Raw genomic sequence first — 23,546 nt, 5'->3', positions numbered from 1 at the left:
CAAGGAGGAATACACAATGACCAATACAACAAGAACGTTTCCAGAAGATTTTCTATGGGGAGGAGCGATTGCTGCCAATCAGGCAGAAGGAGCGTGGAATGTGGATGGCAAAGGTCTGTCTACAGCCGACATTGCTATCTATCGAAAAGGTGTAGCCAAGAGTGAGTATAAAAAGCATAATGCGATCAATGAAGAACAGATCAAAACTGCGATGGAGTCTACCTCGGACAGAGAATATCCGAAACGCAGAGGCATTGATTTTTACCACCGTTACGAGGAGGATCTAGCCCTGTTTGGGGAGATGGGTCTCAAAACGTTGCGCTTATCTATTGCTTGGACCCGAATTTTCCCGAATGGCAACGAAACAGAGCCGAATGAAGCCGGTTTGCAGTTCTATGACCGCGTTATTGATGGCATGCTGAAACAAGGGATTGAACCATTAATTACGTTGTCGCATTATGAGATGCCGATGTATCTGGTGAATCACCACGGTGGATGGACGGATCGGAAAGTCGTCGAGTATTTTGTTCACTTTTGCAAAACCGTGTTCACCCGTTATAAGGACAAAGTGAAGTATTGGATTACATTTAATGAAATTGACAGCATTGTTCGCCATCCGTTTACGAGTGGTGGTATTGTGCCGGAGCGTTTCGAAAATGTGGAGCAGGCTGTATATCAGGGGTTACACCATCAATTTGTAGCGAGTGCACTCGCAGTGAAATACTGTCATGAGATCATTCCCGGTTCCCAGATCGGATGTATGCTTACCAAACTGACAACGTACGCTCATACATGTAATCCCGAAGACGTACTTGTTGCTTCCCGGGATAATCAATTCAATCTTATGTTTACGGACGTACAGGTGCGTGGAGCGTATCCGTACTTTACGAAGAGATTTTTTGCCGAAAAAGGGATTAACCTGGATATGCTTGAGGGGGATGAAGAGATTCTGAAAGTACACACTGTGGACTTTATCTCATTCAGTTATTATATGTCCCTGGTATCAAGTGTGGATGGCGACCGATTGGAGCAGGTGAGTGGCAATACAACTGGAGGGGTGAAGAACCCGTATCTGCAAACGAATGATTGGGGCTGGCAGATTGACCCGGTAGGTCTGCGCATCTCACTGAATGAACTGTATAGTCGTTACGAGGTGCCTTTGTTTATCGTTGAAAATGGAATTGGGGCGGTAGACACGATTGAAGCTGATGGTAGCATTCAGGATGATTATCGTATTGATTACTTCCGCTCTCACATTGAACAGATGCATGAGGCGATTCTGGACGGTGTTGAACTGCTCGGCTATACCAGTTGGGGAGTAATTGATCTGATTAGTTATTCTTCTTCAGAGATGGAGAAACGATATGGCTTTATTTATGTAGATCAGGATAATGACGGCAATGGAACACTGGAGAGAAAACGAAAGAAGAGTTTCTATTGGTACAAAGATGTGATTGCAAAAAACGGTTTGTAATACAGTAGTCGGACAAGCAGTCTCATAGAAGGCGTCTTTTCATTTCATAACAGAAACTAGCAAAGCAGCTCTGGATTCAGGGCTGTTTTTTATGTTCTAGATAAAAAGCATTGACAGCGAAGCAGCGGAAACGTAGTATAAGACGTATCTGATAATGATAATTGTTATCAATTGAAACCTTTGCGACGAGCAGTGGTTTATTTGTCTTTCTCTCATTATAGGTTAAACCTATTACATCTATAGATATTATATCTTGGAACAATGAAGGACAGGGTGATATATTTATGTCATTCAAGAGCTTCACTTTTTAAAGAAAACAGAGGCTCTTCCAAGGACCGAACTTATAATGAGGTGAAAATGATGAGTAAAAAAACGATGTTTGAGAAAATTTGGGAAAATCACGTAATTCATCAAGAAGAAGGCAAACCAAGCATTCTGTATATCGATCTGCATCTGGTGCACGAAGTAACTTCTCCACAGGCATTTGAAGGTCTTCGTCTGAGCGGACGTAAAGTTCGTCGCCCTGAACTGACATTTGCAACAATGGACCACAACGTTCCAACGAAAGACCGTTTCAACATCACAGATCCTATCTCCAAACAACAAATTGATACACTTTCGCAAAACTGTCGTGATTTCGGCGTGAAATTGTATGATCTGGACACGATTGATCAAGGCGTTGTACACGTTATGGGACCTGAACTGGGTCTGACTCACCCGGGTAAAACGATTGTATGTGGTGACAGTCATACGTCCACACACGGTGCGTTTGGCGCACTGGCATTCGGAATCGGAACAAGTGAAGTTGAGCACGTTATGGCAACTCAATGTTTGCAACAAGCAAAAGCCAAAACAATGGAAGTTCGTTTTGTCGGCAAACGTAACCCGGGTGTAACCGCGAAGGATATGATCCTCGCAGTCATTGCCAAATACGGTACAGACTTTGCAACAGGTTATGTTATTGAGTACACAGGTGAGTCCATCCGTGAGTTGAGCATGGAAGAGCGTATGACGGTCTGCAACATGTCCATCGAAGGTGGAGCAAGAGCAGGATTGATCGCTCCGGATGAAACAACATTTGAATATCTGCGTGGACGTGAATACGTACCAGCGGATGCCAAATTCGATGAAGCTGTTGAAGGTTGGAAACAGCTTGTAACCGATGAAGGTGCCGAGTTCGACCATGTGGTTGAAATCGATGTGGAGACATTGATTCCGCAAGTAACTTGGGGAACAAGCCCTGGCATGGGAACCGACATTTCTTCGAAAGTTCCTGTTCCGGCTGAATTGCCTACAGAAAACGAACGCAAAGCGGCTGAAAAAGCGCTTGAATATATGGGACTTGAACCGGGAACACCAATCGCCGAGATTCCAATTGATTATGTATTTATCGGTTCTTGCACCAATGGTCGGATCGAAGATCTGCGTGCAGCAGCACAAGTGGCTAAAGGTCACACGGTATCCAGTCAGGTTACAGCAATTGTTGTACCAGGCTCAGGACGTGTTAAAATTCAGGCTGAACAAGAAGGTTTGGATAAAATCTTTACGGAAGCCGGATTTGAATGGCGTGATGCGGGATGCAGCATGTGTCTGGCGATGAACCCGGATGTATTGAAGCCAGGTCAACGTTGTGCTTCGACGTCCAACCGTAACTTTGAAGGACGCCAAGGACGCGGAGGACGTACGCATCTGGTATCTCCGGCAATGGCAGCAGCAGCAGCGGTTAAGGGTCACTTTGTGGACGTACGGGATTGGAATTTCAAAACAGAAGCAGCGATCTAATCTATAACAGACAGAAGGGAGAACGTTTAATATGGAAGAATTTAAAACATTACAAGGCATCGTTGCACCGGTAGACCGGGTCAATGTAGATACAGACGCAATCATTCCGAAACAGTTCCTGAAACGGATTGAACGTACCGGATTTGGACAATTTTTGTTCTATGAATGGCGTTTTGATGAAGAGGGCAACAATAATGCTTCCTTCGAAATGAATAAACCTCGTTATGAAGGGGCATCCATCCTGATCTCACGTGCCAATTTTGGCTGTGGATCATCCCGTGAGCATGCGCCATGGGCGATTTTGGACTATGGATTCCGTTGTGTGATCGCTCCATCTTATGCAGACATTTTCTATAATAACTGCTTTAAGAACGGAATCTTGCCAATCAAGCTATCAGAAGAGCAAGTTGAAGACTTGTTCCAACGTACAGCGACACATGAAGGCTATGAGATGAATGTAAATCTGGAAAACAAAACGATTACTGATGCATACGGACTGCATATCGATTTTGATCTGGATGAGCATCGTCGTCAATTCCTGTTGCAAGGATTGGACGATATCGGTTTGACTCTTCAACATGATGATGAGATCGCTGCTTACGAACAACGCCATGCGGCAAAACTGTTCGGTTAATCGTTAAAGTATCGTATAGTAGAAAGCTTCTGCCTCGCCAAAGGGACCTTGTTCCCATCGGTGAGGCAGAAGCTTTTTGTAATTTCAGAAGCTAAATTAGCTTAATAAGTCAGCTATATATAGAACTTCTCATTTTTTTTGGTCGAATACTTCAACAGATACAATCAACAGCCGACTAAATAGATAAACCTAAAAATAGATTACTGAGGTAAATCCAAAGGGTCGTTTTTTGTATTCTGAAAATAGACATAGATATAACAAGCCAAATGCACGAAATTCACAAGTGACCAAACCATAAGCCATATGATTGGAGTTGATAGGGTAGTCCAGATACCAAACCATGGCAGCACACGTCCTCCGCCGATAAATGTAACCAATGGGAACAGAGACAAGAGAATTAGAATCGGGATCAGTCTACCCACTGTGATCAGAATCAATTTGCTAATCGTTAGGCGTTGGTTGCTCCGAAGTATGCGAAAATAGGCGTAGATGCCCCATGCAAGCGTAGCGATGATCAGCGCAATCATAATCGTTTCCATATTCCGACCGTTTACAAAAGAGGTTTGGGGTTCCTGCCCCCTCATAATATCCGCTATTCCATCAATAAATGCCGAGTAATTCACATAAGCGTTTATACCAGAATTAAACATTACGGCAATGCCCATGTGCTCGTTCAAATAAACCAGTTCTTCTGACTTGTAGGTCCAGAAAATGCCGCTGTGGGAGATCGTTTGGCCGCTAGAAGCATCTTGGTTTGCAAGCCAGCCCATGCCGTATGGACTGATATCTCCTGCGGAATGATATTGTTTCATCAGCACAGGGGAAACGAGGTGGCCGTGATATTGGGAAAGCATCCAAAGGGACATGTCCTCTGCAGTTGAAACGATGCCGGCGGGGCCCTCAATGAACCAAAGCGGTTCGGATTGACTTATAGAGCGTCCAAAACTCAGGTAATGTCCTAGCGGGATAGTATTATTCTCATGGAACTGCTGCGTTGTACTGACACTGAAGGTATGATTCATTCCTAGCGGTTCAAAAATATGTTTTTTCAGGTAATCCGAAAAGCGCTCTCCGCTAACACTTTCCACGAGGTTCGCCAGCAGCACGTAATTAGGATTATGATAGCTGTAGGCCGTTCCGGGGATATGGGCAAGTTGAACCGTGTTTAATAATTGGTTCGCTTCCGACAGTGATTGGAATTGCGGAGTCTTTGTCATATCGGGATTTATCTTGTCATTGAGACCACTCGTCTGATTCAGTAAATGACGGACCGTGATGTCAAGAACGCGGGGATCCTGTGGAGAAAGCTCTGGAAAATAGGAAGCGTAAGTAGCATCCAAGTTGATCCGCCCCTTGTCCACCAGCTGCAGAACGGCCAATGCAGTAAAGGACTTGCTAAGTGAAGCAATGGGAAAAGGGGTATTGCCCGTAACCTTCTGGCCATCTGCAAATGTCCCGTAGCCTTTTGCGTAAAAGACCTCATCGTTATTGGCAATCGCCAGTGAAGCAGCCTTAATGTGATTGGCCTTCATGCTCCGATTCATATATTCATCGATCTCCTGCAGAACTTCTGTCCTGTCTCTGGTTTCATTGGCGGATAAGGGGTTCGCCCACGCGATACATAACAACAAGCAGCTAATTGTGATATACATCATTTTTTTCAGTTTTAGCATGATAACACTCCTCGAATTCAAGATAAGGAGATGTTATCAGATCATTTTCAACTATTTATCAACTTGCGTCCCAATACTTGCCGTCACGCTTCCACCTCCGTCAGGACCGTTTGCAATCTGAAGACTACCTTCCTGTTTTTCGCAAAACACCTTGCAAACGTAAAGGCCCAGCCCGCGATGTTCGCTCGCATCCCATACTTCGCCTCGGTAAAAAGGGAGTATAGCCTTACTCAGGGCCTCGTCAGAGAAACCAGGACCGTCCTCGGAGACGGTAATCTTCATAATGCCCCCTTGCACGTCATAGTGAACGTTTAATTGACTGGCTGCGTATCTTGCCCCATTAGCCACTATATTCTCGAAAATCTGCATGACGAGATAGGGATCTACATGCACTGAGGCATTATCATATTCCACGGAAGAGACAAAACGTATGCCGTACTGTTTCGCGATTTGCTCAGCGCTGCCGTCCAGCAAAGCCGTCAATGAGATCGTATCCATCGATTGGATGTTCAACGGCACATCCTCCAGTCTCTGAATGGAGTTCATGGCCTCTGCATAACTCTCCAGACGCAAGATGTGAAGGTTCATAGTATGGATCAGGTCGAGCACCTTTTCTTCCGACAACTTCTTCTCGGGAAGATAGGTGGCGAGAAGCTCGGCGTTTCCTTTTAACACGGACAGGGGGGTCCTCAGATCATGGGCAAAAATAGCATTGATCTGCTTGCGCTCTTCAACCGAACGCCAAAGTGTCTTGAGGTTTTTTTCCAATTGTGAGCGCATGATTTCAAATAGCGCGATCAGCTCGCCCATCTCATCCTGGCTGTCATAGGAAATGCGGAAATCTAGATCGTTGGCTGAAATGTTCTCGGATGCTCGTTTTAATAGCTCCAGCGGACGTTTTAGCTTCCATCTGTAAAATAGAACGGCCATGGTGACAATTCCAGTCGCTACGGTGAGCAGAACCGCCGTGACGAGGGAGGGCATGACCCAATCCGTTTCTCCGAAACGTAGCCGCAGCTTCTCCGCCCAAGCAAACTCCATAGTTATAACGGCCAGCACGGCAACGAGTGTGACCACACACAACAGCATAAAAGAGTGCAGTAAGGACAATCGCTTTAAAAACAGGAGTCTAGTCATGAACTTGGCCATTTGTAGCCTACTCCCCAAACGGTCTCGATTTGATTATCACAGCCATATTCCTTTAATTTGTAGCGAATTCGCCGGATATGCTCTGCAATCACATTACTGTCGCCTTGCTCGTCCATGCCCCAAATCTTTTCGTATATGCGTTCCTTTCCAAACACCATATCAGGATGCGTGGACAGCAATTCGACAATATCAAACTCTTTTTTTGGCAGTGAAATTCGCTTATCCAGGTAGTAGAGCTCCCTAGCCGTATAATCAATGACCAATTCATTGTTAAACCTTACCGAAGATTTAGTTTGGATTCGTTGTTCCCTGCGTATATGTGCTTCGACCCTGGCGCCCAACTCGCGAATGCTGAAAGGTTTCAGGATATAGTCATCGCCTCCGGCACGAAAACCTGCTATTTTATCAGCATCTTCGATTCGGGCCGTTAAGAATAAGATCGGGCAAGAGACGAAGTCCCGAATTTTCTCACATAATTGAAGTCCGTTCTGTTCAGGCATGTTGATATCTAACAAAACGATATCGGGTTGTTTTTCCACTTTCCGCAGCGCTTCCCGGCTGTCCTTGGCCGTCATCACGGAATATCCGTTAATTTCAAAATAATCAGTCAGTAGCTTTCGAAGATCTGCTTCATCATCCACGATCAGTATTTTAGGCATCAAGTCTCAATCTCCTGTAATCAAGTATTTGAACTCAGCATAGCAAAAATGGATGAGGAATGTAATTTTCATATGATTTCGGGAACTAGACGATGGAGAAAGTAACCTTTTTGCCACTCTGTTTCCGACTAAATATGACAACGTTGTAACCGGATGATCAGACAATATCTGATAAACTGATTAGTAGATTATGGAAGGTTACATATTGTCACTGATGTTACGCTGCAGAGAATCAGGTCGGATGTTCAAAAGACAAAAAGAATGGTGGATGAGGTATGAAAAAATGGTCGGCAGCAGTCGTTTTTCTTCTGTTCCTATGTTTATTCCCAATCATGGCCCATGCAGACACCACTCCCTCGATTGTACTCGACGGTGTAACCATTAACCAGCAGACGGGTGCACCTGCAGAGAATATCGGGAAAACGGTCATGGTTCCAATTCGAATTGTATCCGAGAACCTGGGTTATAAGGTGAAGTGGGAGAAGGAAACTCAGTCAGTCCAGGTTCAAAAAGGAAACAGCATGATCCAAATGACGGCTGGCAAAGATGCAGCTACAGTGAATGGAAACGTGGTGAACTTGGATTCGCCCCCACTGATCAAACAGGGAACTACGCTTGTTCCGTTACGCTTTGTTGGGGAAGGCATGGGTCTACGTGTTGGCTGGGACAATGGAACCAAGACAGTAAGCCTATTTAGTATTCCTCCTGTAGTTGAAACGGAAGGTGACAGTGACCCCGTCGATGCACCTGTCCCGGATGGTTTGACAGAACTTCAAGGCATCAGCTTCAGCGGAGATCGGTTGATTGTAGCAACAAACGGTAATATTAGCCCCAAAGTATCCAGTATTGGTGGGCCAGACCGAATTATTGTTGATCTGCCTTCAGCGAAGTTCTCTCAGGAATTCATTCAGGGACAAGCATCTAATCCGGATGGCAGTGGACAGATTATCGTTACAGATTCATCAATAGTTTCCAAAGTCCGTTATGCCATGTTCAGTAAATCGCCTTCTACCGTGCGTGTCGTTCTGGATCTGAATCAGACGGCTACAGCCAAATGGTCTGTTGGAGATAACAATGTCTTGCTCGTGGACCTGACAGCCACGAATGGAGAACCGACAAGCCAACCGGCAGTACCTACCAATGATGGTAAAACGATTGTGGTCATTGATCCGGGACATGGTGGTCGTCAATCGGGTGCAGTGAGTTTGTCAGGAGCTTATGAGAAGGATTTCAATCTGGCTGTAGGACTGAAGGTACAGGCAATCCTTCAACAATACCCAAATATTCAAACGGTCATTACACGCCAGGATGATACAGAACTTTCACTTAAACAGCGTGTGGATATTGCTGAATTGAATCAGGCAGATGTTTTTGTGTCCATTCATGGAAACAAATTTACTACACCGGTACCAAACGGCATTGAAACGCTCTACAGTCGTAAAGAAAGCAAGACTTTGGCTGACACTCTTCACAAATATGTGTTGCCTGTAACAGGACTCAAGGATCGTGGGGTTAAAACGGCTAGTCTGCATGTGACGCGTGAAACAACCATGCCTGCAGTGTTACTTGAACTTGGTTTTTTAAGTAATCCTACAGATGAAGCAGTCATGCTCACAGAAGAATACCAGGACAAATGTGCACAGGCGATTGTGGACGGTATTGTTGAATTTTTGGGACTGTAAAGTGGATTTTGCGCAAATATGAAGGTTAGGGTATTACGTTGTTTGGAGATGTATACTTGATAAATAAGGAAAAAAGAAGACATTAAAATGTAAAAAAAGCTTGATCTGACAACGTTTTTTTTCTGTTATGTTGGAATATATTCGCAACTTTTGAGAGCGAGGGGCGTCTAATAGGTGTCTGGTAATGCCCAAGCGGTCAGTCGGAGTTGGAAAATGACAACATGCGGCAAAAAAATATGAGAATGGTAGGGGTGAAGGATGAAGAAGTTCGGTTTTTTGGTACTGTTATTTGTCTTTGGGCTCGTATTCCCGGGCTATAGTCACGCAGCAACAGACACGAAAATTATCCTAGACGGAAAAGAAATCGTACAGCCATCGGATACAAAAGCGGAAATTATCAACAGCAAGGTGATGGTTCCGATCCGGGTTGTGTCCGAAAATCTTGGATATAGCGTGGAGTGGAAGCAGCAAACGCAAACAGTGACTATTAGCAAAGACAACACTGCCATGCAGATGATTGTTGGACAGAAGACGGCAACGGTGAACGGCAGTAACGTAAACTTGGATGCCCCGCCACTCGTGAAAAATGGTACTACGCTCGTACCTCTCCGATTTATTGGTGAGGAAATGGGTCTTAAGGTGGGTTGGAACAATACCACGAAGACGGTAACATTAGTTACCCAGAATTCAGGTTCCGGAAACGGGACAACCACACCTCCGAACTCTGGCAATGAAGGCGGAGGATCGGATCAAGAAGGTCTTGTACTGGTGAACGGCATCAGCTTCAGCGACAACCGCTTCATGATTGCAACAAGCGGAAGTACGAAGCCGAACGTCTTCACGATGACAGGACCAGATCGAATCGTTATAGACTTGCCGAATACCGCATTTGCTGATTCATTCAGTGAAGGACAGGCTCTAGACAGCAACCAGAATGGACAACTCGTCGTTAGCGGCTATCCGGATGTATCGAAGATTCGTTACTCGTTATACAGCAACAGTCCATCTACAATTCGTTTTGTAATCGATCTGTCCAGTTCAAAAGGGTACAGTGTGCAAAATGATTCCGGGCTGGTTATGATTAACCTCGACAATCAAAGTGGTACACCTGCTCCTCCAGTTGGTAATAATGGCAAAAAAGTTGTCGTTATCGATGCAGGTCACGGAGATCAGGATCCTGGGGCAATCGGTGTAACTGGTAAACGTGAAAAAGACTTCAATCTGGCAATGGCTCTGAAAGTGGAAGCCTTGTTGAAAAAAGAATCCAAAATTGACGTTGTGTTAACGCGCAGCGATGATACATTTTTGGCATTAAAAGAACGTGTGAAGATTGCACAAGACATAAAAGCGGATATCTTCATCTCCATTCATGCTAACAGTGGCCCTACTGCTGCGAACGGTGTAGAGACATTCTATACACGCTCCAACAGTAAAGCACTTGCTACAGTGATGCACAAGTATCTTTTGCAGTCATCCGGACTGAAAGATCGTGGAGTGAAAACGGCAAGTCTCCATGTGACCCGTGAAACGACAATGCCAGCAGTTCTGCTGGAAGGTGGATTCCTTAGCAATAAGAGCGACGAAGCAGCCCTGTTCACGGAGAGTTTCCAGAACAGTGTTGCCAAAGGTATTGTTGCAGGAATCAAGGAGTATCTGGGAATTAAATAAGGGACAAGCCCTTATGTTGAGGAGGCGGAGTTAGAATGAACAAGAAAATATGGATTGCAGCCTTGCTGGTAACGGTTATGGCAGTAGCTGCTGGATGTGGAAGCAAGCCAACAGCGGCTCCGAATCAGACGCAAGGCGCAGGAACGGAAAACAATGTGACCGAGGTTGAAGGCGAAACAATTACCGAACCGGTAACTGCTGAACCAGAAGAGAACACAACACCAACAGAATCCACGGAAGGCAGTTCGGAGGAAACGACTACAACTAATCCGCCAAGCGAAACGTCTACGGACACGCCAACAACTTCCGAAAGTAATGAAAAGAAAACGATCACTGTATTCTATACGGATGAAGAAGAACTGGAGTTGCACAAAGCTTCGGCAGAGATTTCATACGCATCGGATGATGCCAAATATAAAGCTGCCTTTGAATCACTGCAACAGAGCAAAGACGCTAAACTTGTTCCGCTGTGGTCTAAAGAAATTGAATTGAAGTCTGTTCAGTTCAAGGATGGAGCTCTTACGCTGGATATTCATATGCCAGATACGGCACGTCTTGGAGCAGGTGGAGAATCTTATGCGCTGGATGCTCTAAAACAAACGTTCTTCCAGTTTGATGAAGTAAAATCACTAGATTTACTGGTGGATGGTCAGCAGACGGAGAGTCTGATGGGCCATGTGGATCTTGAACATCCAATGACAAGATCCGAATAGGCTGTGCAACAGGCTGTTGTACCGTGAATCCACGGAATATGGGTCGTTTTACATGAGAGAGGGGAATCATAGGTGACTTTTAAATATAACCATACATCACACTCTAAAAAAGTAGTATCAGCCGTGCTTGCAGGCATGATGGCCCTTAGCGCCGGCGGAGCTGCCATGGCAGCAGAATCAACAGAAACGGGGCAGGGTCAGACTGCTGCAATAACAAATACGGCTGCACCAACTGGTTTGTTCAGTGACATCAAGGTCGGATACTGGGCTGAAAAACATGTGTACAAACTGGCATATCAAGGCATTCTTCTCGGTAACAACGGCCTGTTCCGTCCAGGAGACGCGGTAACACAGCAAGAAGCTGTAACGATGGCAATCCGTTTTATGAATCAAGAGGGCCAGTTGAATACCGACACGGCTGCGGCATTACCGACAAACATGGAAGTGGGAAATTATTTCAAGCCATATGTCGCGCTGGCACTTCAACTGGGACTGATTGACAAAACGGAAGAATCAACGGTGGATGTATCCAAGACCTCCTGGGGTCAAAAACCTGCTTCACGGGAATGGATTACGAAATTGTTAATCCGTTCATTGGATAAGGATGCTGAAGCGAAGGCACAAAACAATCAATCTACCGGATTTGCTGATAATGCAAGTATTTCCGAAAGTGGTAAAGGTTATGTCAATCTGGCTGTTAGCCTGGATCTGGCCAAAGGTGTGGAAGGCAACAAATTCAATCCAACTGGTTCCGTAACCCGTGCTCAACTGGCTACCTTCTTCAGTCGTGGTGAATCGCTAACAGATACAAAGTATCCGAACACTTCCACGGGTTATGTGACTGGATTGAAAGATGGGCAGATCACGCTGGTTGTGGACGGCAAAGCCGTTAACTTCGCAGTGAACAGCAGTACGCCTTACTTTACGAAAGACAGTGAGACGCGTGCTTCATCCACAGATGTGAAACTATATACAAAAGTTATGGTTGTGGGTTCGGCAGGTGGGGCTTCCTATGTGGAAGTGGTTGATGCTACACCACAGGTGGAAAGCGTTGAAGGTACATTTGCACGTTCATTGTCTGGTAATAAAATTGGTATCTTTGTGGGCGAGAATTACGAAACGTACAGTTATGATGAGGCAACTGCATTCATCGATCAGAATGGTAATGCAATCAAACTGTCCGATATTACGGCAGATAGCATCATCGAAGTACAGCGTGAGACGTTCTCGGCTGACAAAAAAACAGTTGCTATTCGTGTGAAATCCGGCATTGTGAACAAGAGTGACAATGGCGTAGTTGCTGAAGTATCCACTTCTGGCAAAACGATCAAACTTGTCAATGCAGCGGGTGCAACAGAGCAGTTTGCATACAATGACAATCTGCTTATCACATATCAAAACCGTATCATGTCAGTGGCCGATCTCAAAGCCGGCAGTGCCGTGAAATACACCGTAAAGGACAGTGTTTTGCAAACTATCACATTGTCTCAAGGTGTGGAGCAATCTGTGCGCGGAACATTGGTTGAGATCGGTGGCAACCAGTCCACGTTAACGTTCAAACGTGAAGGGGGTTCCCTTGAGGCGAAATTGCTGACTGAAAAGCCGGAAGTTATTATTAATGGTATTCAGGATGCGACGCTAAATGATCTCATCACAGATGCAACGAACGGGGATCAGGTGGAGTTGTCATTGAACGCTGACGATCAGGTAACGCGTATTCAGGTGATTGGACGTCAAATGGAACCTATGAACGGAGTAACGGTTGTATCTTACAACAGCAAAACAAAGGTACTTACCGTACTGGACAACAACAAAAAACCGTTTGTATTTACATTGGACGAAAAAACCAAACTGGACTACAATTCGACCAAACCTACACTGGCTGGTCTGGAGTCGATTTTAAATGATGGTCGCAAATTGGATCTGACCTATGTGGGAACACGTGCGTTGTCCGTTAAAGTGATTTACAAGTACGAAGGTACGATCAACAACATTGACACATCGGGCAGAAAAATCAGTTTGTTGTCTGGTAATCAGACGATTACAGTGCCTTATACTACCTTACCTACGGTTGAGATCTATAACAAATCGGGCGCAAGTCTGGGAGATTTGAAGATTGGTGACAAAGTGACTGTAACGCTTGGAGCAAATCAGGATGTAGTGCAGAAGGTTGCACTGAACACTGTGGCTCAATTCGAAGTGGTTGCCTTGGAAGCAAATAGTCGTATTCGAGTAAAATCCGATCTGTTGACAAGTCAGTTCTACGTGGATCAAGCAATACTGACAGGAGAGAGTGGTCAGACGATCACGCCTTCACAACTGACAGCAGGCAACTTGATTAATGTAACGTTTGAAGGAACTACGCCAAAGGCGGTTCAAGTCGTGAAGCGTACGCTGGCTGAAGTTACAGCGGTGGATGCTTCATCCGTAACGCTCAAGCAGTTTAACGGTCAGACTGAAACCGTGCCTGTTAGCGGTGCTGTTAAAGTCGTGAAATCTGGCTCTACATTAACTTCACTGACGAGTCTTACGGTTGGAGATCGTGTCGAAATGACAAAAGATACGGATAATTCCACACGCTTCAGAGTACTAACTGTCATGAGCAAACAATTCTGGTCTTATGATGGCGTGGGTAACCAGATTTTGGTTAAACGGGAAACGACAGCAGACACAAACTATCGTTTTGCACTCGGATCAAGTGTTTTTGTTCACCAGGGTGACAATACTTTAAGCGTGCAATCTCTCAGAGATAATGATAATATTGTATTGTATCTCCTGAACAATGTTATTCTGGAGATTCAAAAACAGTAATCGTTTCTTTTCGAGGATCAAAAGAATGACCGTCTTGATACGGGATCTTTCCCGCATCAAGACGTTTTTTTTGCAAGCTTTTTGAGGTCCCCGCAAAGTACTCGGATGAAGCTTCGAAGTAAGGCTCCGCAGAGTGGAGTCATTTTGTGGGAGGTAGCTCTTCATGAATGCAGCGACGGTTAGGCATATACTCGAAACTATGGAAGCAATGTTTCCTGATGCACATTGCGAATTAAATCACAGCAATGCATTTGAATTGACGGTAGCTGTCCTTTTGTCTGCCCAGTGCACCGATGAAACGGTGAACAAGGTAACCGCAGATTTGTTCCAGAAGTACAGAAGCCCGGCAGATTATCTGGCGGTTCCTCTCGAAGAGTTGGAACAGGATATTCGGCGAATCGGCTTGTACCGGAACAAGGCCAAGCATATTCAGAACATGTGCCGAATTCTAATAGAGCAGTATGGCGGTGATGTACCGCAGGAACATGATCAGCTTGTGACACTACCAGGTGTCGGGCGGAAAACCGCGAATGTAGTTGTTTCCAATGCGTTTGGTGTACCGGCAATTGCGGTAGATACTCATGTTGAACGTGTATCCAAGCGGCTGGCGCTTGCAGGTTGGGATGACTCCGTACTTGAAGTCGAGAAGAAACTAATGAAGCGCGTACCTCGGGATGAGTGGACTTTAACTCACCACCGGTTTATATTTTTTGGACGCTACCATTGCAAGGCACAGAACCCTGCGTGTCATATCTGTCCATTGCTGGACATATGCAGGGAAGGGAAAAAACGTATGAAAACGTCCCAAATCAGGAAAGATAAGGAACGTGTCACCACCCGAAAACGAAAAATAAATTAATGAGCAGAAAAGGATGAATAATCATGAAATGCATTTCCGTGTACACTGACAATTTTGAGGCCTTCTCCGATATTTTTGAACAAATCGTTGAACAGGAAATGGCTGAAAATGAAGAAAAAGAAGTAGAAGGTATCACAGTAAGCCATTCTGGCGACGTGCCTGAACATTATCTGGAGCGTATGTCCGTTAAACCAGAAGTTGTGGTTATGAGAGACAAAGGCAGAGACATTACAATTCTGCAACATGGACAAGTATTTGAAATCTTGCTGCCTTCCATGGAGAATGCAGTTTCATAAGAAGTGATTACACTGTGGGGTCTGTTGTATTAATGTCATGAGGATCGTTGTGGTTAAAGTGATCGCATCGCATTCATGCAACAGACACTTGGCTTAAGCATTTTGCTAAATGCCGAGTATAAAGAGTATTACAGATAAAACCGACTTGTTCGGTTTTATTTTTTTTAGTTTATAGATTTATACGTTCATTTATGTATATTCAATTCCAACCGTTCAAATTCAAACTTGATAATGTTAAAATAAATGTTGTAAAAGAGATAGACGTCGAAACGGATGTCAAATTAGAGGAGCCAGGGGGAAGGCCAGTCATGTCCAGAACAGATTACCCAAAAGAAATGGCCAAACCTCTGCTTCCGCTGCGTGAAGCGATGGAGCAGACAGGGGACCATACAGCTGTACAGGCTATAACGGATTTAATCAGCAAGGCGGAAATGAAACATCTGACGATTGCGTTCTGTGGTCATTTCTCTGCAGGCAAATCGAGTCTCATCAACAGTTTGTGCGGTAAGCGAGTGCTGCCTTCAAGTCCCGTGCCAACAAGTGCGAATGTGGTATCTATACGTAATGGTAAGCCGAGAGCACTTATTTATACTACGCCAAACGTAAGCGCTGACAATGGAGCAGGAACACTTGAAGTTTCTCCAGAGGAATTGGAGGCGTATTGCAAAAATGGGGGAGCGTACAGTTCCATTGAGGTATGGGATGATATTCCCCTGCTGAAGGATGATGCTGTTCTGCTGGATACACCCGGTGTGGATTCTACAGATCGGGGGCACAGTCTTGCGACCCATTCCGCGCTCCATCTGGCGGATGTGGTCTTCTATGTCATGGACTATAATCATGTCCAGTCCGAGACAAACCTTTCATTTGCCAAGAGTCTGTCGGATTGGGGCAAACCCTTGTTTTTGATCGTAAACCAGATCGACAAGCATCGGGAACGTGAGCTTTCTTTTGAGCAATATACCGAAGGGGTCGAAGCTATATTTGCAGCCTGGGAAGTTAGATATGACGGACTGTTGTTTACTTCCCTCCGCGACAAGGAGCATCGCTACAACCAGTGGGATATGCTACCGGAACTCATTGGACACATGATGCAAGAGAAGGAAGCGTTAATTACGCACAGTTTGGCAAGTTCGGCCAGTCATGTAACGGAGCAACACCTGACGAGAGAAGCGGAGAAACGTGAGGATGAAGAAAATTCTCTGCTGGATGAGATTGGTGGCAAGGAAGGAATTGAACGCTTGGAACGGGAGCTGGAGCTTCTCGATCAACAAGCAGAAGACATTCGTACCGGGCCTTCACGAGTGCGTGAGAAATTCCGGGCAGAGCTTGAGCCTCTTCTGGCGAATGCAAATCTTACTCCTGCGGATATTCGCGCGTCGGCTGCTGCCTATTTGGAGAGCCGTAAACCGGGTTTCAGGGTAGGCTTATTGTTCTCAGGCGGCAAAACCGAGCAGGAGAAACAACGCCGTGCTTCTGAACTGGTGCGGTTATTACAGGATCAGGCTTCCGGACAAGTGGAAGTACATATTCGTACGATGCTTAGGCAGCTGGGTGAATCCCATCAGGTATGGGGAGCGGAGTGGGAGCAGGCGCTCAATTCGGAGCTGCCTGCTGTAGATGAAGCATTGCTGGAGATGAAACGAAGTGCCAGTGCAGAGGTATCTCCAGAGTATGTGATTCAATTCAGCAAAGATGTGCGGGGCGAGATTGAGGCCCGCTATCGCAGGTCGGCCATGATGCTGGCCGACCGCATGCTGGAAGCGCTGGGCGCGCGAGGCGAAGCCGCGCTCCAGGCGCTGGACGCCAGCCGCGCAGCGTTGCTCGCGCAATCCGCGGCGGCGGCGCGCTACACGGCGCTCCAGCGCAGCGCCGCCGCAGAGGCAGCAGGGCTGCGCAGCCTGCTGCCTGATGCGGGCCCCCTCCCCTCCGGGCTATTGCCGGAGGTGAAGGGCCCGCACGTGCCCGCGGTGCCTGAACCGGGCGAAGCTTCCGGTTCGCATGCGGGCACGTCAACGTCTGTGGCTGCGCAGCCACAGACGTCAGAGGCACCGCCGCAGCAGCGCGCAGTCGCGGCGGCGGTGCCTGGGCCATCGTCGGCGGCTGGCGCTGAACGCCGCCGACGCCTGGACGCAGCAGCGGCACGGCTTGAAGCCGCTGCTGCGCTGGTGGAGCCGTACCCCGCCATGGGGTCGGCGGTACGGGATCTGCGTGCACGCGCGGCTTCGCTTGCGGGCGGCACGTTCACACTGGCGCTGTTCGGAGCATTCAGCGCTGGCAAATCCTCCTTCGCCAACGCGTTGCTGGGCGAAGCTGTACTACCCGTCTCGCCGCATCCAACAACAGCGGCGATTAACCGGATCATGGCTCCTGCAGGGGGCGCGGAGCATGGAACAGCCCGGGTCCGCATGAAGACCCGGGACGCCTTCCAGGAAGACCTCGGCTATTCCTTCCGATTGCTCGGATTGGGTGAGCCTGGAGCGGAGTGGCAGAAGCGAGTACGGTCCCTCTCACCTCAGGATGTGCATCCGGCGGGGCGCCCTCATTACAGCTTTTTGCAGGCAGCGGCAGCCGGTTGGGAAGAAACAGCGGACCAGTTAGGTCAGGATGTACTGGTGGATCTGGAGGGTTACCGTAATTTTGTCGCAAACGAGAAGAAGTCCTGCTTTGTAGACAGTATCGATCTCTACTACAGTTGCGATGTAACGGAACAGGGTATTGTGCTGGTCGACACACCAGGAGCCGACTCCGTCAATGCTCGTCATACGGGTGTAACCTTCAATTATATGAAGAATGCGGATGCACTCATTTTTGTAACGTATTACAACCATGCTTTCTCCCAAGGAGATCGCCAGTTCCTGAATCAGTTGGGTCGTGTTAAGGATAGTTCTGCCATGGATCAGATGTTCTTTGTTGTAAATGCCAGTGACCTCTCTTCCTCTGAGGAAGAACTGGAGCAGGTGCTCGATCATGTGAGCACCCAACTGCGCAGTAATGGAATTCGGGCACCACGACTTTTCCCGGTATCCAGCATACTTGCGATGGAAGGCAAGATGGCAGGTGATTCGAAGCTGCTTGAACAATCCGGTTTTATCCGTTTTGAGGAAGAGTTCAACCAATTTGCAGGCAGAGAATTAGCCGACCTTGCGGTAGGTGGAGCTTCCGAAGAGATGGCACGTGTCATTCAACGGCTGAAGAAACGCGCGGAGGATGCGGCTCAAGGGGAGGAAGCTTTGCAGCAGCGGCGGGATGAACTGGAGACCATCCAGGGACAGTCACGCCAGCGCATACAGCAACTTGCAGCAAGATCCATGAAGGAAGAAATGTCACAGGAAACAGCAGAATTACTCTTCCATGTGCGGCAACGACTTGCCTATCGCCTTGGTCTATTCATGGCAGAAGCATTCCATCCATCCGTACTTCGGGAGGATCGAGGCAATCTGAAGATGGCTTTTGCAGCCTGTGGACGTGAACTGTTACGCATGATCGCCATTGAACTGGAGCAGGAATTGCTCGCCACAACCCTTAGACTTGAACAGGCAGGTCAGACCTGGCTGATGAAGCAAGTTACGGATTGTATAGATGAGGTGAGACAGTTATCAGGGGGCGTGGATGTGTCACTGCCACTGAACGAACGCTGGAGTACACCTGTGCTTGAAGAAGTTCGTCTGGAAGAACCGTCTGGATGGAAAAGCTATTTGAATTATTTCCGCAATCCGAAACAGTTCTTCGAAGGAGATGGACGTCAGCGTTTACAAGAGGCACTTGATCCTGTCCTCAAACAGATGATCATTGAAGTTCTTCCTGCTGCGCAAGACAAACTGATTCAGTTTTATGACAACCAGATTTGTAAATCATTGCAACACCAATCCCGTCAGTTGGAAGAACGTCTGGACGAGGCGGTGAGTGGAATTCAAGATACACTGGAGAGCGGAATTCCGGCGGAGCAATGGACCAGCTTGTCTAACCAACTGGAACAGATTGAACGCAGTTAAAATCGCGGCATAACACGTATTCTCTGGAAGTCTTTGTAAAACAAAATGAATGATACAGCAACACATTGAAAATGTTGCGAAAATCAACCCAAAAAGGCCCCTGCCGAAAAGGCATATAGGGAGCCTTTTTTTGGTACGAACAACCTGAAATAAAGAGAATATTCAAACATTTGATTGAAAGGTGGGTATTTACCTTCGTTAATGCGTCAATAAGCTGAAAGCAGGCAGAATATGGTCTGTTATTCGCTTTGCCGCGAATGGGGTACGGTGATAAACTTCATAAATGTTCATAGTATTTTTGAACGACATAAGAGGAGGAGAAACATGGATGTTCTTAGGCAACTGCAAATCTTTTTTTGGGAAAAGCGAACGTATTTATTTGTATCAATCTTGTTCCTCGCCTTAGCGACCGCACTTGGGTTGGTGTATCCTTACATGCTGAGGATACTGATTGATGACATCATTGTTCCGCGAACTTTTGAAGACGTTCCCATAATTGCCTTGACAGTGTTAGGTGTAGTTATTTTGAAAGCGGGAATGCAGTTTTTACATGGCTTTTTTGGAGGACGCTTGGGTAACTTCCTGGCGTACAGACTTCGTAACGCATGTTATGAAAAGCTTCAATTTTTATCCTTCCGTTATTATGATACGGCCAAGACAGGTGATCTGATGTCCCGCCTCACGGGAGATTTGGAAGCCATCCGTAACTTTATCGGATTTGGTTTCGCCCAGATTCTCAACATGGTTTTGATGGTCGTATTCGGCGCAATCATGATGATGACCATGAGTTGGCAGCTGACGCTGTTCACGCTCATATGCATCCCATTACTTGCCTTCGTTGCGCTGAGATTCGAATCCAAAATTCACCCTGCGTTTCAGGAGATGCGGCTGGCGCTCAGTTCACTGACAACAGCGGTACAGGAGAATATCACTGGCGTACGTACGGTAAAATCCTTTGCACGTGAGCCTTATGAAGTGGAGAAATTCTCTACACGTAATGAACGTTACAAAACAAATCAGATTCATGCGGCAACATTGTGGAGTCGTTATTTTCCGATCATGGAGATTCTTGCTTCGGTGAGTATCGTGCTGTTGCTGGTGATTGGTGGAAGAATGGTTATACAGAAGACGCTGACACTTGGTGAACTCGTTGCCTTTTTCAGTTTGATCTGGTACATAATCGGTCCAATGTGGAACCTTGGGTTCCATATCAACAACTATACGCAATCCAAAGCTTCAGGTGAACGGGTGCTCGAACTGCTCAATACGCCAGTGGACGTGGAAGAAACGCAAGATCCGGTCATTGTGGAAGCAGACCAAGTGAATGGTCATGTGACATTTGAATCCGTTACCTTTGCCTACGGCAACAAAATGCCCGCAGTAACCGATATTAATTTTGACGCTGAACCCGGTTCTGTAATCGGTTTCCTCGGGGGAACAGGGTCAGGTAAATCGACTATCATTCAGCTTCTGATGCGTGCATATAACGTGAACTCGGGAACGATCAAGCTGGATGGTAAAAACATCAAAGATATAGGTATCCGCAGTTTGCGGAGTCAGATCGCTTCTGTCTTCCAGGAAACATTCCTGTTCTCATCCAGCATTCGCAATAATATTTCCTACGGGCTTAAGAACGTCACCATGGATGAGATCATCCGTGCAGCCAAGCTGGCCAAGGCACATGACTTCATTATGGAGTTCCCGGACGGTTATGACACGGTGGTTGGTGAGCGCGGTATGGGTTTATCGGGTGGACAGAAACAGCGGATTGCGATCGCAAGGGCTTTGCTGAAAAATCCGAAAATTCTGGTACTTGATGACGCAACAAGCGCCGTGGACATGGAGACAGAACACGAGATTCAATCCGGTTTCCAGGAAGTTATGCGCGGCAGAACGACATTTATTATTGCACACCGTATTTCTTCACTACGACATGCAGATGAGATTCTAGTGCTCGATGAAGGTCGCGTGGTACAACGTGGCAAACATACCGAACTCATTGAAGTGCCTGGACCATATCAGGATGTTTATAAAATTCAATATGCAGATTATATTGCCCGCGGTAAGCGGGAGGCTGGGGAGCAGGTGAATTCATGAGTGCCGAAACGATAGCAGACAGGCGCGAGGCCAAAGGGGCCTCTGAGAAGAAACTGAATGAACGCTTTGTGTATCAGGACGATGAAATTATTGAAAAACCGTTTAACTGGAAAGAGTTCGGACGTTTGTTTGCATACATGAAACCCTATGCGAAACAACTGTTACCACTTGTTATTCTAATGATGATCTTGGGTACCATTACGAAATTGTCCGTACCGTTTCTGATCAGTCTGGCAATTGACCGGGCCATCGCACCGGCAACGGGGTTGCCAAGCATGACTATGCTTTATCTTATCGCAGGCTCCATATTTGTTTTGTATCTGATTCAATGGGCTGCGAATACGTACCGGATCAAACTGACGAACATTATCGGACAGCGTGTTATTTATGATCTTCGCTCGGATCTGTTCAAGCATATCCAGAAGCTATCCTTTAACTTTTTTGACAAAAGACCGGCAGGTTCCGTACTGGTACGTGTTACAAATGATATTAACTCCCTTCAGGATCTGTTCACCAATGGTGCAGTTAACGTCATGATCGACTGCGTACAGTTGCTCGGGATCATTGTGATCTTGCTGTTGATTAACTGGAAACTGGGTCTTGCCGTGATCATTACGGTGCCAATCATGTTTATCATCTCGACCAAACTTCGGGTGCTGATCCGTCGGGCTTGGCAGGATGTGCGCATGAAGAACTCTCGGATTAACTCCCACTTGAATGAATCCATTCAGGGGATTCGAGTGACTCAGGCTTATACACAGGAAAAAGAGAACATGAAGTATTTTGACAACATGAACCTGTCCAGCAAAAAGTCATGGGATAGGGCATCAGCAATGAACCAGGGCTTCGGACCACTGATCGAGATTACCGGCGGATTCGGGACATTAATCCTCTTCTGGTTTGGTGCCTATCTGATTCAGGATGGTCAATTGACCGTGGGGTTACTTGTCGCGTTTGCCAACTATGTCGGCAACTTCTGGGACCCGATCAACCGTCTGGGACAGATGTACAATCAGTTGTTGGTTGCGATGGCATCATCGGAGCGTATCTTCGAATTCATGGATGAAAAACCAAGTATTGCGGATAAACCAGGTGCCAAGCCACTTCCTTCTATTAAAGGAGATATCGCATTTGAAAATGTTGTTTTCGAATACGAGAAGGGCAGACAGGCGCTGAAAGGGATCAGCTTCTCGGCGGCTGCGGGCCAATCGATTGCACTTGTTGGTCATACGGGCTCAGGTAAAAGTACGATCATCAATTTGATCAGTCGTTTCTATGATATATCTGGCGGACGTCTCACCATTGACGGACAGGATGTGCGGGATGTAACGGTAGAGAGTTTACGCAGCCAGATCAGCATTGTATTACAGGATACCTTCATCTTCTCGGGGACGATTCGTGACAATATTCGATTTGGACGACTGGATGCAACGAATGAAGAGGTGGAGGACGCAGCCAAAGCAGTCAATGCACATGAGTTCATCATGAAGCTGCCTGGCGGATATGATACCGAAGTTGAGGAACGCGGGAACGTATTATCCATGGGACAGCGACAACTGTTATCCTTTGCCCGTGCGCTGCTTGCTGATCCACGCATACTGATCCTGGATGAAGCTACAGCCAGTATTGATACGGAGACAGAGCTTAAAATCCAGGAAGCGTTGAAGGTGCTGTTGCAGGGAAGAACGTCCTTTATGGTCGCTCACCGTCTCTCAACCATCCGGAATGCAGATAACATTATCGTCCTGGATCATGGTGAAATTAAAGAAGAGGGCAACCATGAGCAGCTGATCCAAAAACAAGGCGTCTATAATGGATTAATAGAAGCTCAATACAGATTTTTGTAATGAAACCTTCGGACGCCTGTGAAGCGTCTGAACACATATGAACTTATAACACTCTGGTGTTTTTTAGCCTGATCCTTCAATAATAAGTGCATCTTATCCATTGAAGACAGGTTAGAGGATAGCCGGAGTGTTTTTTTTATTCGTTAGTGTGGTATGTTATATTTTTGAAGAATGAAATCAATACAATCGTTCATGGTTGGAGGGAGA

General features: G+C 46.4%; 15 protein-coding genes. 12 read left to right on the top strand and 3 right to left on the bottom strand.

The features are described 5' to 3' along the window. Window positions 1-16 precede the first annotated feature (16 nt). The 3 genes from F0220_RS18815 (at window position 17) to leuD (ending at window position 3,890) form a co-directional block, all read left to right on the top strand. Window positions 17-1,474, top strand: coding sequence for a glycoside hydrolase family 1 protein (locus F0220_RS18815; RefSeq protein ID WP_091017958.1), 1,458 nt, complete (start codon window positions 17-19; stop codon window positions 1,472-1,474). A 360-nt stretch (window positions 1,475-1,834) separates the two neighbouring features. Beyond that, a complete protein-coding gene (leuC, locus tag F0220_RS18810; RefSeq protein WP_036607575.1) occupies window positions 1,835-3,256 on the top strand; it encodes a 3-isopropylmalate dehydratase large subunit in 1,422 nt (473 codons plus the stop codon). 31 nt (window positions 3,257-3,287) lie between these two features. After that, a complete protein-coding gene (leuD, locus tag F0220_RS18805; protein WP_036607574.1) occupies window positions 3,288-3,890 on the top strand; it encodes a 3-isopropylmalate dehydratase small subunit in 603 nt (200 codons plus the stop codon). A gap of 200 nt (window positions 3,891-4,090) precedes the next feature. Here leuD and F0220_RS18800 read toward each other — a convergent pair whose 3' ends face one another. Genes F0220_RS18800 through F0220_RS18790 form a run of 3 tightly spaced genes read right to left on the bottom strand, consistent with a single transcriptional unit; the run spans window position 4,091 to window position 7,371 of the window. After that, complete coding sequence (locus tag F0220_RS18800) at window positions 4,091-5,563, bottom strand: serine hydrolase domain-containing protein (RefSeq protein WP_105599360.1); 1,473 nt, start codon at window positions 5,561-5,563, stop codon at window positions 4,091-4,093. A gap of 51 nt (window positions 5,564-5,614) precedes the next feature. Further along, window positions 5,615-6,712 carry a HAMP domain-containing sensor histidine kinase gene (locus F0220_RS18795; RefSeq protein ID WP_105599358.1) on the bottom strand — a complete coding sequence of 366 codons (1,098 nt, stop codon included), beginning with the start codon at window positions 6,710-6,712 and terminating at the stop codon, window positions 5,615-5,617. Further along, window positions 6,697-7,371, bottom strand: coding sequence for a response regulator transcription factor (locus F0220_RS18790; protein ID WP_105599357.1), 675 nt, complete (start codon window positions 7,369-7,371; stop codon window positions 6,697-6,699). The genes F0220_RS18795 and F0220_RS18790 overlap by 16 nt, the downstream gene beginning before the upstream one ends. A gap of 275 nt (window positions 7,372-7,646) precedes the next feature. Between F0220_RS18790 and F0220_RS18785 the strand changes: the two genes are divergently transcribed. From F0220_RS18785 to F0220_RS18745, 9 genes are all read left to right on the top strand, one after another. Then, on the top strand, window positions 7,647-9,053 hold the full coding sequence (locus F0220_RS18785; protein WP_105599355.1) for an N-acetylmuramoyl-L-alanine amidase family protein: 1,407 nt from the start codon (window positions 7,647-7,649) through the stop codon (window positions 9,051-9,053). A gap of 258 nt (window positions 9,054-9,311) precedes the next feature. Then, window positions 9,312-10,721, top strand: a complete 1,410-nt coding sequence (locus tag F0220_RS18780) for an N-acetylmuramoyl-L-alanine amidase family protein (RefSeq protein WP_076250034.1) — start codon at window positions 9,312-9,314, stop codon at window positions 10,719-10,721. Window positions 10,722-10,756: 35 nt separating this feature from the next. Then, window positions 10,757-11,434: a GerMN domain-containing protein gene (locus F0220_RS18775; RefSeq protein ID WP_105599354.1), complete on the top strand. Its 678-nt coding sequence runs from the start codon at window positions 10,757-10,759 to the stop codon at window positions 11,432-11,434. A 72-nt stretch (window positions 11,435-11,506) separates the two neighbouring features. Further along, a complete protein-coding gene (locus F0220_RS18770; protein ID WP_105599353.1) occupies window positions 11,507-14,245 on the top strand; it encodes an S-layer homology domain-containing protein in 2,739 nt (912 codons plus the stop codon). 163 nt (window positions 14,246-14,408) lie between these two features. After that, window positions 14,409-15,104 carry an endonuclease III gene (nth, locus tag F0220_RS18765; RefSeq protein ID WP_036607558.1) on the top strand — a complete coding sequence of 232 codons (696 nt, stop codon included), beginning with the start codon at window positions 14,409-14,411 and terminating at the stop codon, window positions 15,102-15,104. Window positions 15,105-15,127: 23 nt separating this feature from the next. After that, window positions 15,128-15,400 carry a hypothetical protein gene (locus F0220_RS18760; RefSeq protein WP_017687779.1) on the top strand — a complete coding sequence of 91 codons (273 nt, stop codon included), beginning with the start codon at window positions 15,128-15,130 and terminating at the stop codon, window positions 15,398-15,400. A 308-nt stretch (window positions 15,401-15,708) separates the two neighbouring features. After that, complete coding sequence (locus tag F0220_RS18755; protein ID WP_105599352.1) at window positions 15,709-19,395, top strand: dynamin family protein; 3,687 nt, start codon at window positions 15,709-15,711, stop codon at window positions 19,393-19,395. A 324-nt stretch (window positions 19,396-19,719) separates the two neighbouring features. Beyond that, complete coding sequence (locus F0220_RS18750; protein WP_105599351.1) at window positions 19,720-21,492, top strand: ABC transporter ATP-binding protein; 1,773 nt, start codon at window positions 19,720-19,722, stop codon at window positions 21,490-21,492. Further along, window positions 21,489-23,339, top strand: coding sequence for an ABC transporter ATP-binding protein (locus F0220_RS18745; RefSeq protein WP_105599350.1), 1,851 nt, complete (start codon window positions 21,489-21,491; stop codon window positions 23,337-23,339). The genes F0220_RS18750 and F0220_RS18745 overlap by 4 nt, the downstream gene beginning before the upstream one ends. Window positions 23,340-23,546 lie beyond the last annotated feature (207 nt).

The organism is Paenibacillus sp. 37, assembly GCF_008386395.1.
GTDB lineage: Bacteria > Bacillota > Bacilli > Paenibacillales > Paenibacillaceae > Paenibacillus > Paenibacillus amylolyticus_B.
Note: the sequence above shows the minus strand (reverse complement) of the source record. Positions and strands in the feature narration are given on the sequence as shown.

Coding starts and splice junctions, on each gene's coding strand:
- F0220_RS18815 (WP_091017958.1), top strand. CDS start 17: ATGACCAATACAACAAGAACGTTTCCAGAAGATTTTCTATGGGGAGGA.
- leuC (WP_036607575.1), top strand. CDS start 1,835: ATGAGTAAAAAAACGATGTTTGAGAAAATTTGGGAAAATCACGTAATT.
- leuD (WP_036607574.1), top strand. CDS start 3,288: ATGGAAGAATTTAAAACATTACAAGGCATCGTTGCACCGGTAGACCGG.
- F0220_RS18800 (WP_105599360.1), bottom strand. CDS start 5,563: ATGCTAAAACTGAAAAAAATGATGTATATCACAATTAGCTGCTTGTTG.
- F0220_RS18795 (WP_105599358.1), bottom strand. CDS start 6,712: ATGGCCAAGTTCATGACTAGACTCCTGTTTTTAAAGCGATTGTCCTTA.
- F0220_RS18790 (WP_105599357.1), bottom strand. CDS start 7,371: ATGCCTAAAATACTGATCGTGGATGATGAAGCAGATCTTCGAAAGCTA.
- F0220_RS18785 (WP_105599355.1), top strand. CDS start 7,647: ATGAAAAAATGGTCGGCAGCAGTCGTTTTTCTTCTGTTCCTATGTTTA.
- F0220_RS18780 (WP_076250034.1), top strand. CDS start 9,312: ATGAAGAAGTTCGGTTTTTTGGTACTGTTATTTGTCTTTGGGCTCGTA.
- F0220_RS18775 (WP_105599354.1), top strand. CDS start 10,757: ATGAACAAGAAAATATGGATTGCAGCCTTGCTGGTAACGGTTATGGCA.
- nth (WP_036607558.1), top strand. CDS start 14,409: ATGAATGCAGCGACGGTTAGGCATATACTCGAAACTATGGAAGCAATG.
- F0220_RS18760 (WP_017687779.1), top strand. CDS start 15,128: ATGAAATGCATTTCCGTGTACACTGACAATTTTGAGGCCTTCTCCGAT.
- F0220_RS18755 (WP_105599352.1), top strand. CDS start 15,709: ATGTCCAGAACAGATTACCCAAAAGAAATGGCCAAACCTCTGCTTCCG.
- F0220_RS18750 (WP_105599351.1), top strand. CDS start 19,720: ATGGATGTTCTTAGGCAACTGCAAATCTTTTTTTGGGAAAAGCGAACG.
- F0220_RS18745 (WP_105599350.1), top strand. CDS start 21,489: ATGAGTGCCGAAACGATAGCAGACAGGCGCGAGGCCAAAGGGGCCTCT.